This window comes from Brachybacterium sp. p3-SID1565 (genome assembly GCF_025143785.1).
In the GTDB taxonomy this organism is placed as follows: Bacteria; Actinomycetota; Actinomycetes; order Actinomycetales; family Dermabacteraceae; genus Brachybacterium; species Brachybacterium epidermidis.
The window spans coordinates 1-16,207 of record NZ_JAMBDS010000028.1; the positions used below are offsets into that span (position 1 = coordinate 1).

Annotated in this window: 13 protein-coding genes and 1 pseudogene; 6 read left to right on the plus strand and 8 right to left on the minus strand. The window is 69.8% G+C overall.

Annotated elements, in window-relative coordinates:
• Positions 1 to 68: 68 nt before the first annotated feature.
• The 7 genes and pseudogenes from groL to glp all read right to left on the minus strand — a co-directional run bounded on the left by groL (position 69) and on the right by glp (position 6,741).
• Entirely contained in the window at positions 69 to 1,655 is a 1,587-nt protein-coding gene (gene groL / locus M4D54_RS08095; RefSeq protein ID WP_193865551.1) for a chaperonin GroEL, read from the minus strand.
• Positions 1,656 to 1,677: 22 nt separating this feature from the next.
• Entirely contained in the window at positions 1,678 to 1,974 is a 297-nt protein-coding gene (gene groES, locus M4D54_RS08100) for a co-chaperone GroES (protein WP_193865552.1), read from the minus strand.
• A gap of 366 nt (positions 1,975 to 2,340) precedes the next feature.
• Positions 2,341 to 3,213, minus strand: coding sequence for a metallophosphoesterase (locus tag M4D54_RS08105; protein ID WP_193865553.1), 873 nt, complete (start codon positions 3,211 to 3,213; stop codon positions 2,341 to 2,343).
• 300 nt (positions 3,214 to 3,513) lie between these two features.
• A complete protein-coding gene (locus M4D54_RS08110) occupies positions 3,514 to 3,951 on the minus strand; it encodes a molybdenum cofactor biosynthesis protein MoaE (RefSeq protein WP_193865554.1) in 438 nt (145 codons plus the stop codon).
• A gap of 173 nt (positions 3,952 to 4,124) precedes the next feature.
• Positions 4,125 to 4,673 carry a molybdenum cofactor biosynthesis protein B gene (locus M4D54_RS08115; protein ID WP_193865555.1) on the minus strand — a complete coding sequence of 183 codons (549 nt, stop codon included), beginning with the start codon at positions 4,671 to 4,673 and terminating at the stop codon, positions 4,125 to 4,127.
• A gap of 173 nt (positions 4,674 to 4,846) precedes the next feature.
• Positions 4,847 to 5,341, minus strand: a pseudogene (moaC, locus tag M4D54_RS08120) (cyclic pyranopterin monophosphate synthase MoaC); the annotation flags it as partial.
• Entirely contained in the window at positions 5,338 to 6,741 is a 1,404-nt protein-coding gene (gene glp / locus M4D54_RS08125; protein WP_259890923.1) for a gephyrin-like molybdotransferase Glp, read from the minus strand. The pseudogene moaC and the gene glp, both read right to left, overlap by 4 nt.
• 214 nt (positions 6,742 to 6,955) lie before the next feature.
• Here glp and moaA point away from each other — a divergent pair, with 214 nt between their 5' ends.
• Together moaA and M4D54_RS08135 are read left to right on the plus strand one after the other, a co-directional pair.
• A complete protein-coding gene (gene moaA, locus M4D54_RS08130) occupies positions 6,956 to 8,029 on the plus strand; it encodes a GTP 3',8-cyclase MoaA (protein WP_193865587.1) in 1,074 nt (357 codons plus the stop codon).
• A gap of 27 nt (positions 8,030 to 8,056) precedes the next feature.
• Entirely contained in the window at positions 8,057 to 8,458 is a 402-nt protein-coding gene (locus tag M4D54_RS08135) for a MoaD/ThiS family protein (RefSeq protein ID WP_259890925.1), read from the plus strand.
• A 285-nt stretch (positions 8,459 to 8,743) separates the two neighbouring features.
• Here the strand turns inward: M4D54_RS08135 and M4D54_RS08140 are convergent, their stop codons facing one another.
• Positions 8,744 to 9,973 carry a ThiF family adenylyltransferase gene (locus tag M4D54_RS08140; protein ID WP_259890927.1) on the minus strand — a complete coding sequence of 410 codons (1,230 nt, stop codon included), beginning with the start codon at positions 9,971 to 9,973 and terminating at the stop codon, positions 8,744 to 8,746.
• 279 nt (positions 9,974 to 10,252) lie between these two features.
• On the opposite strand from M4D54_RS08140, the gene M4D54_RS08145 reads away from it, so the two are divergent.
• From M4D54_RS08145 to M4D54_RS08160, 4 genes are read left to right on the plus strand one after another with little or no spacing between them, the layout of a single operon-like run.
• Complete coding sequence (locus tag M4D54_RS08145; protein ID WP_259890928.1) at positions 10,253 to 11,242, plus strand: ABC transporter permease; 990 nt, start codon at positions 10,253 to 10,255, stop codon at positions 11,240 to 11,242.
• A 9-nt stretch (positions 11,243 to 11,251) separates the two neighbouring features.
• Entirely contained in the window at positions 11,252 to 12,238 is a 987-nt protein-coding gene (locus tag M4D54_RS08150; protein ID WP_259890929.1) for an ABC transporter permease, read from the plus strand.
• A complete protein-coding gene (locus M4D54_RS08155; protein WP_259890930.1) occupies positions 12,231 to 14,330 on the plus strand; it encodes an ABC transporter ATP-binding protein in 2,100 nt (699 codons plus the stop codon). Before M4D54_RS08150 ends, M4D54_RS08155 begins: the two co-directional genes overlap by 8 nt.
• A 32-nt stretch (positions 14,331 to 14,362) precedes the next feature.
• Positions 14,363 to 16,081 carry an ABC transporter family substrate-binding protein gene (locus M4D54_RS08160; RefSeq protein ID WP_259890931.1) on the plus strand — a complete coding sequence of 573 codons (1,719 nt, stop codon included), beginning with the start codon at positions 14,363 to 14,365 and terminating at the stop codon, positions 16,079 to 16,081.
• Positions 16,082 to 16,207 lie beyond the last annotated feature (126 nt).

A 16,207-nucleotide genomic window follows, 5' to 3' on the forward strand; every position in this document is an offset into this window, starting at 1 on the left:
CTGTCACAGGTCTGGGCCGACAGCGGGGGTGACCCGCCGGTCGACCGACCGGCCGGACGATCAGACGATCACTCGTCCTCATCATCCTTCTTGTCGACCACGAGGGTCTCGGTGGTCAGGACCAGGCCCGCGATCGAGGCCGCGTTGCGCAGCGCCGAGCGGGTGACCTTGACCGGGTCGATGATGCCGGCCTCGGCCAGGTCGACGTACTCGCCGGTGGCGGCGTTCAGGCCGTGGCCGACCTTCTCGGCCTTGACCTTCTCCACCACGACGTAGCCCTCGTGGCCCGCGTTCTCGGCGATCCAGCGCAGCGGCTCGGCGACGGCCTTGGCCACCGCACGCACGCCGACGGCCTCATCGTCCGACAGCCCCAGGTCGCCCTCGAGAGCGGAGGCCGCCTGGACGATGGCGCTGCCGCCACCGGCCACGATGCCCTCCTCGATGGCCGCACGAGTCGCGGAGACCGCGTCCTCGATGCGCATCTTCTTCTCCTTGAGCTCGACCTCGGTGTGGGCGCCCACCTTGATGACGGACACGCCGCCGGCGAGCTTGGCGAGGCGCTCCTGGAGCTTCTCGCGGTCCCAGTCGGAGTCGGTGTTCGCGATCTCGGCGCGGATCTGCGCGACGCGATCGGCCACGGCCTGCTCGTCACCGGCACCGCCCACGATGGTGGTGGTGTCCTTGGTGACCACCACGCGGCCGGCGTGGCCGAGCACCTCGGTGCCGACGGTCTTCAGGTCCAGCCCCAGATCGGAGGTGACGACCTGGGCACCGGTGAGCACCGCGATGTCCTGCAGCATCGCCTTGCGGCGGTCGCCGAAGGCGGGGGCCTTCACGGCGGCGCCCTTGAAGGTGCCGCGGATCTTGTTGACGACCAGCGTGGACAGGGCTTCGCCGTCGACGTCCTCAGCGATCACGAACAGCGGCTTGCCGCCCTCGACGACCTTCTCCAGCAGCGGCAGGATGTCGGCCACGGCCGAGATCTTGCCCTGGTGCAGCAGCACCTGGGCGTCCTCGAGCACGACCTCCTGACGGTCGGCGTCGGTGACGAAGTGCGGGGAGATGAAGCCCTTGTCGAACTGCATGCCCTCGGTGAACTCGAGCTCCATCGCGGTGGTGGAGGACTCCTCCACCGTGATGACGCCGTCCTTGCCGACCTTGTCGAAGGCCTCGGCCAGCAGCTCACCGATCTCGCGGTCCTGGCTGGAGACGGCCGCAACGTTCGCGATCTGCTCCTTGCCGTCGACCTCGATGGCGATCTCGCCGAGCTTGGAGGAGATGGCCTCCACGGCCTTCTCCATGCCGCGCTTGAGCGAGGCCGGAGCCGCACCCGAGGCCACGTTGCGCAGGCCCTCGTGGACCAGCGCCTGGGCCAGCACGGTGGCGGTGGTGGTGCCGTCGCCCGCCACGTCGTTGGTCTTGGTGGCGACCTCCTTGGTGAGCTGGGCACCGAGGTTCTCGTAGGGATCCTCGAGCTCGATCTCACGGGCGATGGTCACGCCGTCGTTGGTGATCGTGGGGGCGCCCCACTTCTTGTCCAGCACGACGTTGCGGCCCTTGGGCCCCAGCGTCACGCGGACGGTGTTGGCGAGCTTGTCGACTCCGCGCTCCAGGGCGCGACGAGCCTGCTCGTCGTAGATGATCTCTTTCGCCATGTGGATCTAGACCTCAGTCCGTTCAGTTCTCGATGATCGCGAGGATGTCGCGCGAGCCCAGCACCAGGTACTCCTGGTCGCCGTACTTCAGCTCGGTGCCGCCGTACTTGGAGAAGACGACCTTGTCGCCCACCTTGACGTCGACCGGGATGCGCTTGCCCTGCTCGTCGAAGCGGCCCTCGCCGACGGCGACGACCTCGCCCTCCTGGGGCTTCTCCTTCGCGGTGTCCGGGATGACCAGGCCGGAAGCGGTGGTCTGCTCCGCCTCGAGCGGCTTGATGACGACACGGTCCTCGAGGGGCTTGATGGAGACCGACATGCGGCTCACTCCTTCATGAAGAGATGACTCTGTGAGTTCGGGGTGCGGGATCCCGATACTGATCGTCGTCGCGGTGCCGACCGGGAAGGATCCCTCTGGCAGCTTCTGGCACTCTGTGCCGTCGACTGCCAACGAGGGCAACTCTAGAACTACGCTGGCACTCATGCAAGATGAGTGCTAACGACTCCCCCGACTCCCTCCTGCGCACCAGGTCACCCCCTTTTTGTGAAGGCAGCGACAACGAACCGAGATCCTCCCCTTCACCCGCGCGGGCATGCACCGGGTGATGGAGCTCGGCGGCGCCGGGCGTGTGGCCGGCAGTGCGGTCGCCGCTCCGGCTGCGGGCGGCGACGTGGTCGACGGCTCTCAGCGCCCGGCGGCGTCGATGATCGCCTGCACGTTCTCGGGTCCGAAGTCATAGACCGGCACCCGCACGTCGCCGGCGGTGTCCCCTCCGGTGTCCCCGGCGTTGGGCCACAGGGAGGTGATGATCCCCGGGGCCGTCCCGTTCGCGTCGATCTGGAGGATGCTCGCACCGGACAGGGCCAGGGACCTCTCGTGATCCCCCGCCGCCACCGGATCCACCACGTTGGTGATGCCCGGGGTCACGTGCACGGGGATCCCGGCGAGCTGCCCGGTCATCTCGTGGTGGTAATGCCCCGAGAGGATCGCCCGCACATCGGTGCCGACGAGCACCTCGGCCAGCTCGTCCACCCCGTCGAGGTCGAGGGCGCGCAGCATCCGGGTGGCGGCCGTCAGCGGGGGATGGTGCACCACCAGCACCGTTCCACCCACGGAGGGCTCAGCCAGAACGCTGCGCAGCCACTCGAGCTGGGCTGGATCCAGGTGGCCGTAGCCGGCACCGGGGACACTCGAGTCCAGCACCACCGCCCGGGCTCCGCCGACCGTGGTGATCACGCGGTCCTGGTAGCGGGGGTCGTGGTCCCCGGGGCCTGCCACCTGGGCGTAGGCGGCGGGAACGTCGTGGTTGCCCATCGCGACCACCAGGGGCGCACCGAGAGTTGCGGCGAAGGGGTCCAGCAGGGCGTGCAGCCTGCGGTAGCTCTCCACCGTGCCATCCTCGGAGGCGTCCCCGCTGTGCACCACCAGGTCCACGCCCTCAAGGCCCGCCAGGCGGTTCAGCACGCCGCGCAGGGCGGCCGCGGTGTCGATCCGCCCGTAGTGACGAGCGGTGGGATCGCCGTACAGGTGGGTGTCGCTCAGGTGCAGGATGCGCATGGCGTCGAGAGTAGCGACCGCAGGTTGCCAGCAGGTGACATCGGCACAGTCGGTGGGTCGTGCGCGGTGCCTGTTCGCGCCGAGGATCTCGGTGGGAATGCCCTCACGGTCCAGTCGCTGGAGCGCCTCCTCCAGCGCCTTCCAGCGCACGTAGATCGGTCGCAGCCGACCGGGGGGACGGACGGCCTCCTCCCGCACGCCGAGGGCGAGCAGGAACTGCCCGGCCGCGACCCCACAGGTAGTCGTGGTCCTGGGTCCATGCGAAGCCCGGTGGCGTCGACCTGATCTCTGATCCCCCCGTCATCCCAGGGCGCCCACCCATTCATCGGTGCCGTCAGCGAAGTGCTGGTGCTTCCAGATCGGCAAGCGCTGCTTGACCGTGTCCACCAGGTCGTCGCAGGCGGCGAAGGCCTGCTTGCGGTGCGGGGCCGCGACCGCGCAGCCCAGTGCGGTCTCACCGATCGCGAGCGGCCCCACGCGGTGGGCGAGGGCGATCACCGTGTCGGGGTAGCGCTCGGCGATCTCACGTGCCACCTCGACGATCACCTCGCCCGCGCCGGGGTGCCCGGAGTACTCCAGGCGATCCACGCCCTTGCCGCCGTCGTGGTCGCGGACCACGCCGTCGAAGGTGACCACGGCGCCGCAGCGCGGATCGGCCACCGCGCGGGCGAGCGCGGTGACGGACACGGGCTGCTCGGTGACCTGTGCGTGGCGCACCCGATCAGGGGCGGGGCCCATGGGAGGGTCCTCCGGCACGCGCAGCTGACCGGGGTCGGCTCCGAAGGGCGTGGGCCCAGGCCCGGGATCCGCTGCCGACGGCGCGGCCGGGTCCGGATCCGACGGTGCAGCCGGGTCCGGATCCGACGGTGCAGCCGGGTCCGGATCCGACGGTGCAGCCGGGTCCGATGCCATCATTCGTGGCCTCCGCCATCGCGCTGCTCCAGCAGGTGGTCGAGGATCGGGTCCAGCACGGCGATGCCGTCCTTGACCCCGCCACGGGAGCCGGGCAGGTTCACCACGAAGCTGCGGCCGGCCATGCCGGCCAGGCCTCGACTGAGCACGGCGGCCGGGGACTTCTGCGAGCCGATGCGGCGCACCGCCTCGAGCACACCGGGCATCTCCCTCTCGATCAGCGGGGCGGTCTGCTCGGGGGTGACGTCGGTGGGGCTGATCCCGGTGCCGCCGGAGCTGATGATCACGTCCACGCCGTCGGCGACGGCTGCGGCGAGCGCTTCTCCCACCTCGGGGCCATCCGGTACCAGCACCTTGGTGACCTCGTCCAGGCCGCGCCCCTGCAGCCACTGCACCAGCAGCGGGCCGGTGCGGTCCTCGTAGGTGCCGTCGGAGGCTCGGGTGGAGGCGATCACCACACGGGCGGTGCCGGTGAGGGCGGGGGCGGGGGCATCCTCGTCGCGGGCTGTGCAGTCGGCGTCGGTGCGCCGAGCGGGCATCTGCTTCATCGGGTCTTCTCCTCGTCGGTCGCGGGCTCCGCGGGTTCGGCGGGCACCACGGGCTCAACGGGCCGGGTGTGCTCAGCGGACTGGACGGATTCCGGGGGCTCGGCGGGCTGGGCGGATTCCGGGAGCCCGGCGGACTGGGCGGATTCCGGGGGCTCGGCGGGCTGGGCCGACCGGTCCTCCCGGCGCCAGTCGCCGCTCTTTCCGCCGGACTTGGCCAGCACCAAGACCTCCTCGATCACGGCCAGGTGGTCCACGGCCTTGATCATGTCGTACACGGTCAGTGCGGCGATCGACGCCGCGGTCAGGGCCTCCATTTCCACGCCCGTCACGCCCTTGGTACGCACGGTGGCGGTGATCTCCACCCGGTCCTCGCGCGGCTCCAGGTCGATCTCGATGCCGGACAGCGGCAGCGGATGGCACAGCGGGATCAGGTCGCTGGTGCGCTTGGCGCCCATGATCCCGGCGATGCGGGCCACCGGCAGGGCCTCACCCTTGGGCAGGTCGCCGTCGGCGATGCGGGCCACCACGTCGGGGCGGGTGCGCAGGATCGCACGGGCGGTGGCCCGACGGGACGTGGTGGCCTTCTCGGTCACGTCGACCATGTGGGCGGAGCCGTCGGCTCGCACGTGCGAGAGGTCCTGGGGCGGGCTCGCGGGATCCTGGGTCATCGTTCTCCTCCGGGAAGCAGGATGGTCTCCACCACGTCACCGTCGCGCAGATGGCCGGTGCCCACGGGCACCAGCACCAGGGCATCAGCCTGGGCGAAGCCTCCGATCAGGTGGGAGGAGGCTCCCCCTACCAGTCGCACGTGGCCCGAGGGCATCACCCGGGCGCGGCGGTACTGTGCCAGCGCCTTGGGGGACGTCTCTTCGCTCTCGAGCTGCACGGGCAGGCGCAGCGTGGTGCGGGCGGGCGCCCCCAGGGCGGGGCGCGCTATCAGCTCGCAGCTGAGCAGGGCGGAGACAGGGTTGCCGGGGAAGGCCAGCCACGGGATGCGCGCGGCGGGCAGGCCGTCGGAGCCTGCCCGGTCCAGGGTGCCGATCCCCTGGGGGCCGCCGGGCTGCATCGCCACGGAGGTGAAGGTGAGCGTGACGCCCTCGTGCTGGGCGGCGTGGCGCACCACCTCGAAGGCCCCCATGCTCACCCCGCCGCTGGTGACGATCAGCTCGGCCTCGTTCTCGGTGACCAGCCGGCGCAGTGCCTCCAGGAGCTCCTGTGCGTCGTCGGGCACGGTGCCGACATGCACCACGTCGGCACCGGCGGCGGTGAGGGCGGCGGCCAGTCCCGGTCCGTTGGCGTCGAAGGTAGCGCCCTCGGCGAGCACGGCGCCGGCCGACGGGGCGGCGACCTCGCTGCCGGTGGACAGGACGATCGTGCGCACCGGGGCGATCACCTCCACCTCGCCCACGCCGCAGGTGGACAGGTGGGCGAGGCGCGCCGGGGTGAGCACCTGCCCCTCGCGCAGGATCACGTCCCCGTGGTGGGTGTCCGAGCCGCGGCGACGCACGTAGCGGCCCGCCTCGGTTGCGGCGGGGCGCAGGGTGACGGTAGCGGGGCTCCGGGCTGGGGCGCCGGTGACGGTGTCGGGGGTGCCGGTGGCAGTGTCGGGGGTGCCGAGGGTGCCGGTGGCGCCGGCGGGGTCGAACCTGCCGCGCTCGCTCTCCTCCACCGGGATCACGGCGTCGGCGCCGCGCGGGATGGGCGCGCCGGTCATGATGGGGGCCGCCGTGCCCGGCCGATGGTCCACAGGCGGATCGCCGGCAGCGATGGTGGCCGCCAGAGTCAGGGTGACGGGAGTCCCCGGCGCACGGGGGGTGCCTGTCGGGCCATACAGGTCGGCGAGCGCCACGGCGTATCCGTCCATCTGGGAGTTGTCGTGGCCCGGCACGTCGACCGCCGCCCGGCGGTCCGCTGCGGCGACCCTGCCGACGGCTCCTGCCCCCACGGCGATCCGCTCAGTGCGGCGCACGGCGGCCAGCAGGGCGACGGCATCAGCCACGTGGTCGGCCAGAGGGGTGCGCTGCCGACCCGCGGTGCCCGCGGGGGAGCCTGGTGTGCCTGCTGACATGGCCGCCTCTCCGGTGTGACTGGGTCTCCAGTCCAGTATGGCGCGGTGGCCCTCCGGCGCGGGGCTCGGGCGCGGGGAGCGGAGGCTTGATATGGCACACGGCACCGATCCGTGTGCCTGCGCCGGATACCTCCTATGCTGGTCGGACGCCCGGCATCACCCGCCGGGCCGATGGGAGTGATGCAGCGTGAGCCCTCGCCGAGTGGGACTGGGGATGCCCAAGCCGCGCAGCACCGACGCGACCGCGCCGTCGCTGCCGGATGTCTCCGACCGCCCGGCCACCGATGCCCTGGTGGACCGCTTCGGTCGCGAGGCCACGGACCTGCGCCTGTCCCTCACCGACTTCTGCAACCTGCGCTGCACGTACTGCATGCCCGCCTCGGGGCTCACCTTCCTGGCCAAGGACCAGATGCTCTCGGTCGATGAGGTGGTGCGCCTGGTGCGCATCGGCGTGGAGCACCTGGGCATCGACCAGGTGCGCTTCACCGGGGGCGAGCCCCTCACCCGCCCGGACCTCGACGAGATCATCGCCGGGGTGGCTGCCCTGCGCCCCCGCCCGAACATCTCTCTGACCACCAATGCGATCGGCCTGGACGTGCGAGCCGCGAAGCTCAAGGCGGCGGGTCTGGACCGGATCAACGTGTCCCTGGACACCGTGGTCTCCGAGACCTTCGAGCGGATGAGCCGCCGCCCCCTGCTGCACCGGGTGCTGGAGGGCATCGACGGTGCGCGCCGAGCGGGCCTGGACCCGATCAAGGTCAACGCCGTGCTGCTGCCCGGGGTGAACGACCATGAGCTGCCGGACCTGCTGGACTGGTGCCTGGACCGCGGCCTGCAGCTGCGGGTGATCGAGCAGATGCCGCTGGATGCGGACCGGATCTGGGACCGCACCTCCATGATCACCGCGGCCGACGTGCACGGCATCCTGGCCGACCGCTTCGAGCTCACCGCCGCCGAGGAGCCCCGCAACGGTGCCCCCGCCGAGCTGTACGAGGTCACCGACCGTTCCAGCGGCGCGCATCGGGGCCAGGTGGGCATCATCGCCTCGGTGACCCGTCCGTTCTGCGCCGACTGCCGCCGCACCCGCCTCACCGCCGAGGGCCGCGTGCGCACCTGCCTGTTCTCCCGGGAGGAGACCGACCTGCGCGGTGCCCTGCGCGGCGGAGGCAGCGACGAGGAGATCGCCAGGATCTGGCGGGCCGCCCAGTGGGGCAAGAAGGCCGGCCACGGCATGAACTCCACAGACTTCGTACAGCCCGACCGCCCGATGAGCGCCATCGGCGGCTGAGCCCGCCGCGACGACCAGGAGGAGACCGTGACCACCCCCACCACCCCCTCGCAGGCCACCCACGCAGCGCAGGACACCCGGATAGCACAGGACACCCAGGCAGCGCAGGACACCCAGGCCGCACAAGCCACGACCCCCGCCGAAGCCTCTGTGACCGGCAGCGGATCCGCTGCCGAGGACAGGACCGCGACCATCACAGTGCGCCTGTTCGCCGGGGCGGCAGCCGAGTACGGCTCCGACACCGCCCTGGTGCGCGGCAGCACGGTGGCCGAGGCCATCGCCGACCTCACCTCAGGAGCATCCCCGCAGGCCGCGACCGCGATCGAGCGCTCCAGCCTGCTGGTGAATGCCGTTTCCTGTACCGATCACTCCCGTTCCCTCAAGGACGGCGATCGCATCGACGTGCTGCCGCCCTTCGCCGGCGGCTGATCCCTGCGCCGGTCGCCGGCGGCTGATCCCTGCGCCGGTCGCCGGCGGCTGATCCCGGCGCCGGTCGTCGGGGGCTGATCCCGGCGCCCTTCCGGCTCGGCAAGCAATACCGGGCGGCCAGCTTCCAGAATCCGGAACGTACTCGCCCGTAACCGGTGCACGGTGAGCAATACCGGGCGGCCAGCTTCCAGAAACGGGAACGTACTCGCCCGTAACCGGTGCACGGCGAGCAATACCGGGCGGCCAGCTTCCAGAAACGGGAACGTACTCGCCCGTAACCGGTGCTCAGGGCGTGGTGATCTGCAGTCCGAGGACGTCGGCGCGATCGCGCAGCCCCTCGAAGCCCCCTGCCAGGGAGCGCACCGTGATGCCGCGCCCAGCGAGGGTGCGCTGGGTGCTCGCGGAGCGGGTGCCGGCCGCACAGTAGAGGACGGCGCCCTGGAGCGGATGGGCACCCCCTGCAGCACCGCCGACAGCAGCATCGCCGACAGCAGCATCGCCCGCAGCACCGTCGTTGTCTGTCCCGTCGCCCGCGTCAGGGTCGTCGCCGGTGGCATCGCCCCTCAACAGAACGCCCATGGGCATGTGCTCAGCTTCCGCGAGCATCCCGCGGGCCACCTCGTCGTCCTCGCGGATGTCGATCACCCGCACCCCGGAGGCGAGCAGGCCGGCCAGCTCCTCGGCCGTGACCTCGTCGGTGGCGGGACCCGTGGGTCCAGGCAGCCCGCACGTGAGCGTGAGGTCCTCCAGCTCGGTGACCGGCGCCCGGCCAGGGTCACGGGCCACGGGGACCTCGGTCCAGCGAGCGGCCAGTGCGTCGTACAGGGCGATGCGGCCGTGCAGGGTCTCCCCCACCCCCAGGATGTGCTTGGCCGCCTCCATCGCCATGGTGGATCCGATGACGCCGCACAGCATCCCCAGCACCCCGGCCTCGGAGCAGCTGGGCACCTCACCGGGGCGCGGCGGTACCGGATGCACGTCCCGGTAGGTGACCCCCGTGCCCCCGGCGCCGTGGAACAGGCTCACCTGCCCGGTGAAGCCCAGGATCGAGCCCCACACCAGGGGCAGGTCCAGGATTTCGCAGGCATCGGAGGCGAGATACCGGGTGGGGAAGTTGTCGGTGCCATCCAGCACCAGGTCATGCCCTCCCAGGATCTCCAGGGCGTTGGCAGGGGTGAGGGTGTCCACCACGGCCCGCAGCTCCACCTCGGGGTTCAGCGCCTGCAGGTGCTGCACGGCGCTGACGGCCTTGGGCTGTCCCACCGCGTCGGTGCGGTGGATGACCTGTCGATGCAGGTTGGAGAGGTCGACGGTGTCCGCGTCGATCACCGTGATCGACCCGATCCCGGCTGCCGCGAGGTAGGAGAGGACGGGAGCTCCCAGGCCTCCCGCGCCGATCACCGCGACCCGCGCGGAGCCGAGCTTCTCCTGGCCGACGGCGCCCACCTGGGGCAGGCGCATCTGTCTCGAGTAGCGCTGCGAGGTCTCGCCGGACTCCCCCACGATGTGACGCATGTCCTGTAGTCTCCCTTCCGCCTGGCACATGACGCCTGGATAACGATTCGGCCATTGTGCCTGTCCGGAGGCGAAGGGGCCCCCGGTCTTGGCCTACAGTTCAGCAACTACTCGTTGGTCCAGCGTTGCCGCTGGCCGAGTACCGACCACGTGAGGATGTCCCGTGACGATGCCTAAGCGCCCGCCTGCTTTCCTGTTCCGAGAGCGTCGGCCCCGCCATGCGTGTGCCGGTACGCCCTCGACGGTGTGCGAGGTGCCCGGCACCACGGAGGCGACTGCATGACCAAGTACATCCTCCGGCGCTTCGTCAGCTATCTGATCCTCACGGCGATCGCCACGGTGTTCGCCTATGTCGCGGCGTCGTCCTTCTTCTACCCGCGTAAGCGGTACCTGGGGCTGAACCCGCCGATCCCCGAGGAGTCGGTGGACGCACTGCTCAGCTCCTACGGCGTGAACGACAAGGACCCCGTCCTGCTGCGCACCTGGTGGTGGCTGGAGCGGATCGTCACCGAGCCCCTCAGCGAGAAGCTCGGCCGCGACCTCTCCAACACCCCCGTGATCACCGAGATCTTCTCCCGGGCCGGCGTCAGCCTGCGGCTGCTGCTGCTGGGTGCGATCCTCGCGGCCCTGCTGGGCGTGGCGCTGGGCGTCTGGGGCGCGGTGCGCCAGTACAAGGCCTCCGACCAGATCATCTCCTACGCCTCGTTCATCCTGATCTCCACCCCCACCTTCGTGGGCGGCGTGATCCTGCAGATCCTGGCCACGAACTTCAACCAGGCCGTGGGAACACAGGTCATCCGCTTCACCGGCTCCTACACGCCTGGCATCTCCGGGTTCTGGCCGAACGTGTGGGACCAGTTCGTCCATCTGCTCCTGCCCACCATCGCTCTGGTGCTGTTCGGCGCCGCGGGATATTCCCGCTACCAGCGCGCCGTGATGCTGGACGTCCTGGGCAGCGACTTCATCCGCACCGCCCGCGCCAAGGGCGCCACCCGCAACAACGCGCTGATCAAGCACGGCGTGCGCGTGGCCCTGATCCCCATGTCCACCTACTTCGCGTACAACTTCGGCACGCTCGTGGCCGGCTCGGCCTTCCTGGAGATCGTCTTCTCGTGGGAGGGCATGGGCAAGTACGGGATCGTCGCGGTGCAGCAGTCCGACGTCAACGCTCTGGCCGGCACAGTGTGCTTCACCGCCGTGCTGCTGCTGATCAGCTCCACGCTGTCGGAGATCCTGTACGCCGCCCTGGATCCGAGAGTGAGGGTCTGACCGATGTCGATGGCACCAACTCCCCCCGCCGACCAGGCCACGGACCTCGTCGAGGACCTCGAGCCCACCGCCTCGATCGCCGAGGCCTCCCGCGGCAAGCGCGGCCGTGGCAGCAAGGATCGGGCCCCCCGCCCGTACAAGCCCGTCTCCCGCGGTCGCCTCATCTGGCGCCGGCTGCGCCGCAAGCCCAACTTCTGGGTGGGCTCCGTGATCCTCCTGCTGATCGTGCTGTTCGCCCTGTTCGGGGACCTCTTCAACATCTATGAGCTGGGTCAGCAGGACCGCTACAACTTCAACTCCCCGCCGAGCTCCCAGCACTACTTCGGCACCGACGCCATCGGCGTGGACCTGTACGCCTCCATGACCGAGGCGCTGCGCAAGTCCCTGCTGATCGGGTTCCTCGCCGCCCCGCTGGCCACGCTGATCGCCGCGTTCATGGGCTCCATGGCCGGCTACCTGGGCGGCTGGTTGGAGACCGGCACCAACTGGCTGATCAACCTGCTGCTGGTGCTGCCGGTGTTCTACGTGCTGATGATCGTCTCCCCGATGCTCGCATCGATGAGCTGGCTGATCCTGGTGCTCGCTATCGGCCTGTTCGGCTGGATGATCATGGCCCAGATCGTGAAGAATCAGACCAAGTCGCTCAAGGAGCGCGAATACGTCAAGGCCGCCCGCTACATGGGCGTGGGCACCTTCACGATCCTGCGCCGCCACATCATCCCCAACGTCGCCTCCCTGCTGATCATCGACGCCACCCTCGGCGTGGCCACGGCGATCCTGGCGGAGACCTCGCTGTCCTACTTCGGTCTGGGCATCCAGCCGCCGGACGTCTCGCTCGGCACCCTGCTGCAGGACGGCACCGGCGCGGCGGTCTCCCGCCCCTGGCTGTTCGTGATCCCCGCGACCTTCCTGGTCACCCTGCTGACCGCGGTCGCCCTGATCGGCGACGGCCTGCGCGACGCCATCGACCCCACCAGCGAGGTGAACCGTGCCTGAGCCCCTTCTCCACGTCAACGACCTGACCGTCACCTTCCCCAACATCAACGGCGACGTCCGCGCGGTGCGCGGCGTGAACTACACCGTGAACGAGGGCGAGTTCCTCGGGATCGTGGGCGAGTCCGGCTCCGGCAAGTCCGTCTCCTCCCTGGCGGTGATGGGGCTGCTGCCCTCCTCCGCCAGGATCACCGGGGACATCACCTACCGCGGCGAGTCGCTGCTGGGCATGCACGACCGCCAGCTCTCCCAGCTGCGCGGTCGCGAGATGTCCATGATCTTCCAGGACCCGCTGTCGGCCCTGACCCCGGTGTACACCGTGGGCCAGCAGATCGAGGAGGCCCTGCGCCTGCACAACCGCGGCATCAGCGCCGACCTGGCGCACAAGCGGGCCGTGGAGCTGCTGAAGATCGTCGGCATCCCCGCCGCCGAGCGTCGGGTGAAGGCCTTCCCCCACGAGTTCTCCGGCGGCATGCGCCAGCGCGCGATGATCGCCATCGCGATGGCGAACGACCCGGCGCTGATCATCGCCGACGAGCCCACCACGGCCCTGGACGTGACGATCCAGGCACAGATCCTCGAGGTGCTGCAGAAGGCCAAGGAAGTCACCCACGCGGCCGTCGTGCTGATCACCCACGACCTCGGTGTGGTCGCCGGCAACGTGGACCGCGTGGCCGTCATGTACGCCGGGAAGCTGGTGGAGACCGGTGGCGTGGAGGAGGTCTTCGACGCCCCCCGCATGCCGTACACGATGGGTCTGCTGCGCTCGGTCCCCAACATGCTCACCGCCGGCCAGACCCGTCTGGTCCCGCTGGAGGGACGCCCGCCGAACCTCTCGAAGCTGCCGCAGGGCTGCCCCTTCGCCGACCGCTGCCCCGCAGCGCTGGACATCTGCCGTCAGGAGGAGCCCGAGCTGGTCGCCGCGCTCGGCGACGACCGCAAGGTGGCCTGCCACCGAGCGGACGAGATCAAGGCCGGCACCCTCAAGCCTGCCGACATCTTCCCCCGCCCCCCGATGGCGCACCGCCAGAAGAAGACCGATCTGGGCACCGAGCCGGTGATCTCCGCTCAGGGCCTGGTCAAGCACTTCCCCCTGTACAAGGGCGCGGTGTTCCGCCGTGTGGTGGGCACCGTGAAGGCAGTGGACGGGGTGGACTTCGAGGTGCTCCCCGGCGAGACCCTCGGCCTGGTGGGCGAATCCGGCTCCGGCAAGTCCACCACCAGCCTGGAGATCATGGAGCTGATCGCTCCGCAGTCGGGCACGCTGACGGTGGCCGGCACGGACGTCTCCACGCTGGACAAGAGGTCCCGCCTGGATATGCGCAAGAACGTGCAGATCGTCTTCCAGGACCCGATGGCGGCCGTGGATCCGCGACTGCCGGTCGGCGAGATCATCGGTGAGCCGCTCACCGTCCAGAAGGTCCCCACCGCCGAGCGCAACAAGCGGGTCGCCGCGATGCTCGACAAGGTGGGCATGGACCCGGAGATGGCCGACCGGTACCCGCACGAGTTCTCCGGCGGCCAGCGCCAGCGCATCGGCATCGCCCGCGCCCTGATCACCGAGCCCAAGGTGCTGGTGCTGGACGAGCCGGTCTCCGCCCTGGACGTCTCGGTGCAGGCCGGCGTGATGAACCTGCTGGAGGACCTGCGCGACGAGATGGGCCTGTCCTACCTGTTCGTCGCCCATGACCTGGCGATCGTCCGGGAGATCTCGGACAAGATCGCTGTGATGTACCTGGGTCGCATCGTCGAGTACGGGCCGGTGGACGAGGTGTACTCCACTCCGCGCCACCCCTACACCCGTGCCCTGATGAGCGCCGTGCCGGTGCCCGACCCAGTGACGGAGAGGTCCCGCCAGCGGATCATCCTCTCCGGTGACCAGCCCAGTCCCGCCGAGGACATCCCGGGCTGCAACTTCGCCTCCCGGTGCCCGCTGTACTTGCTCCTCGACGAGGAGAAGCAGGCACGGTGCCGCGGCGAGGACCCAGCGCCCGTCCTGCACGGGCAGTCGAAGGTGGCCTGCCACCACGTCGACCAGATCTCGAGGCTCGACACCGTCGATGACTCGCGCACATCGTCCGTCAGCAGCACATGACGGCGCCTCACCCCCAGGAAGAGAGAACCACCATGAAGATCACGAGCACCCGCCGCTTGTTCCTCGCCGGCACCGGCGCTGTCGGCACCGCTGCCGCTCTCGCCGCGTGCGGTGGTCAGCAGACCGCCGAGGAGCAGGAGCAGCAGGCCGCCGAGGAGAACTCGAAGGCCGCCGAGGAGCAGTCCGCGCTGCCCAGCACCGCCTGGGAGCGCATGGAGTACGACGAGGTCCCCGAGGGCGGCACTCTGCGCCGCACTGTGTCCCAGCTGCCCAACAACTGGAACTCCGCACAGACCGACGGCAACCTGGCCGACCTGTCCGAGATCCGCTACCCGATGGGCTACGACTCGGAGATCATCTACTCCGAGGCCGGGGAGAAGTCCTTCAACCCCGACTACGTGGAGTCCGCGGAGCTGACCTCCGAGGACCCGCAGACCGTCGTGTTCAAGTACAACCCCGAGGCCAAGTGGGACAATGGCGAGCCGATGGTCGTCGAGGACCTCATCTCGGAGTGGAACGCACTCAAGGGAGAGAACACCGAGTACCAGATCGTGAGCTCCGTGGGCTGGGACCAGATCGAGTCGATCACCCAGACCGATGACGAGTACTCCGGCGAGATCGTCTTCTCCTCCCCCTTCATCGACTGGATCACCCTGGTGGTGCCGACCGTGCCGAAGTCGGTCACCGCGGATCCGGAGACCTTCAACACCGCGTACGCCAGCGAGCCCACCCCGAACAAGGGCCCGTTCACCGTGGAGAGCGTCGACACCACCGGCGGTGTGGTCACCCTGGGCCACAACGAGCACTGGTGGGGCCGCGCACCCAAGCTGGAGAAGATCATCTTCTCCGTGGTGGACCAGACCACCGCCCCGCAGTCCTTTGCCAACGGTGAGATCGACATGCTCGACATCGCCAACGGCGACGTGCTGAGCCAGGCGAAGTCCCGTTCGGACGCGGACATCCAGACCACCAACGGCCTGACCTGGACCCACCTGACCCTCAACGTGCAGGGGGCCGACGGCAAGCTGGACGACGTGAAGGTGCGCGAGGCGATCGCCCGCGGCATCGACCGTGAGGCCATCGGGCAGGCCGTGGTGGGCCCGCTGGAGGCACCGATCGTGCTGGCCAACAACTTCGTCTACATGCCCGGCCAGGACGGCTACGAGGACTCCTTCGGTGGTCTCGAGTACGACCCCGAGGCAGCCGGTGCCCTGCTGGACGAGGCGGGCTGGGTGCTCGAGGGCGACAAGCGCACCAAGGACGGGGAGACCCTGGACTTCTCGATCATCATCCCGGCGGACACCAAGTCCAACTCGGACCGTGCCCGCCAGGTGCAGACCAACCTCAACGCACTGGGCATGAACGTCGAGCTTCAGACCGTCCCCCCGGACGCCTACTTCGACGACTACATTCTGCCCAAGCAGTTCGACGCGGTGACCTTCTCGTGGGTGGGCTCGCAGTACCCGGAGTCCACCTCGGCGAACCTGGTGTACCCGGTGGATTCCGGCCAGAACTTCACCAACTTCGCCGACGACCGCATCGGCCCGGTCAACGAGCAGCTGAAGGCCGCTTTCGACATCGAGGAGCGTCACCAGCTGGCCAACGAGCTCTCCACGATCATCGCGGAGTCCTTCGTGCTGATCCCGTTCTACGCGACCCCGAACATCGTGGGCGTGAAGACCGGCCTGGTGAACACCGGTGCCTCGCAGTTCGAGAGCACCGACTGGACCCAGGTGGGCTTCAAGGAGTGATCCTGGTGGCCTGACAGGCACAGCCTCAGCAGCGGGGCCCGATCGCATCCGTGCGATCGGGCCCCGTTCCTGCGCTCCCGTACCGTTCCAGCGCCCAGGCCCCGTGCCCGTGCGAGAGGAGCACCG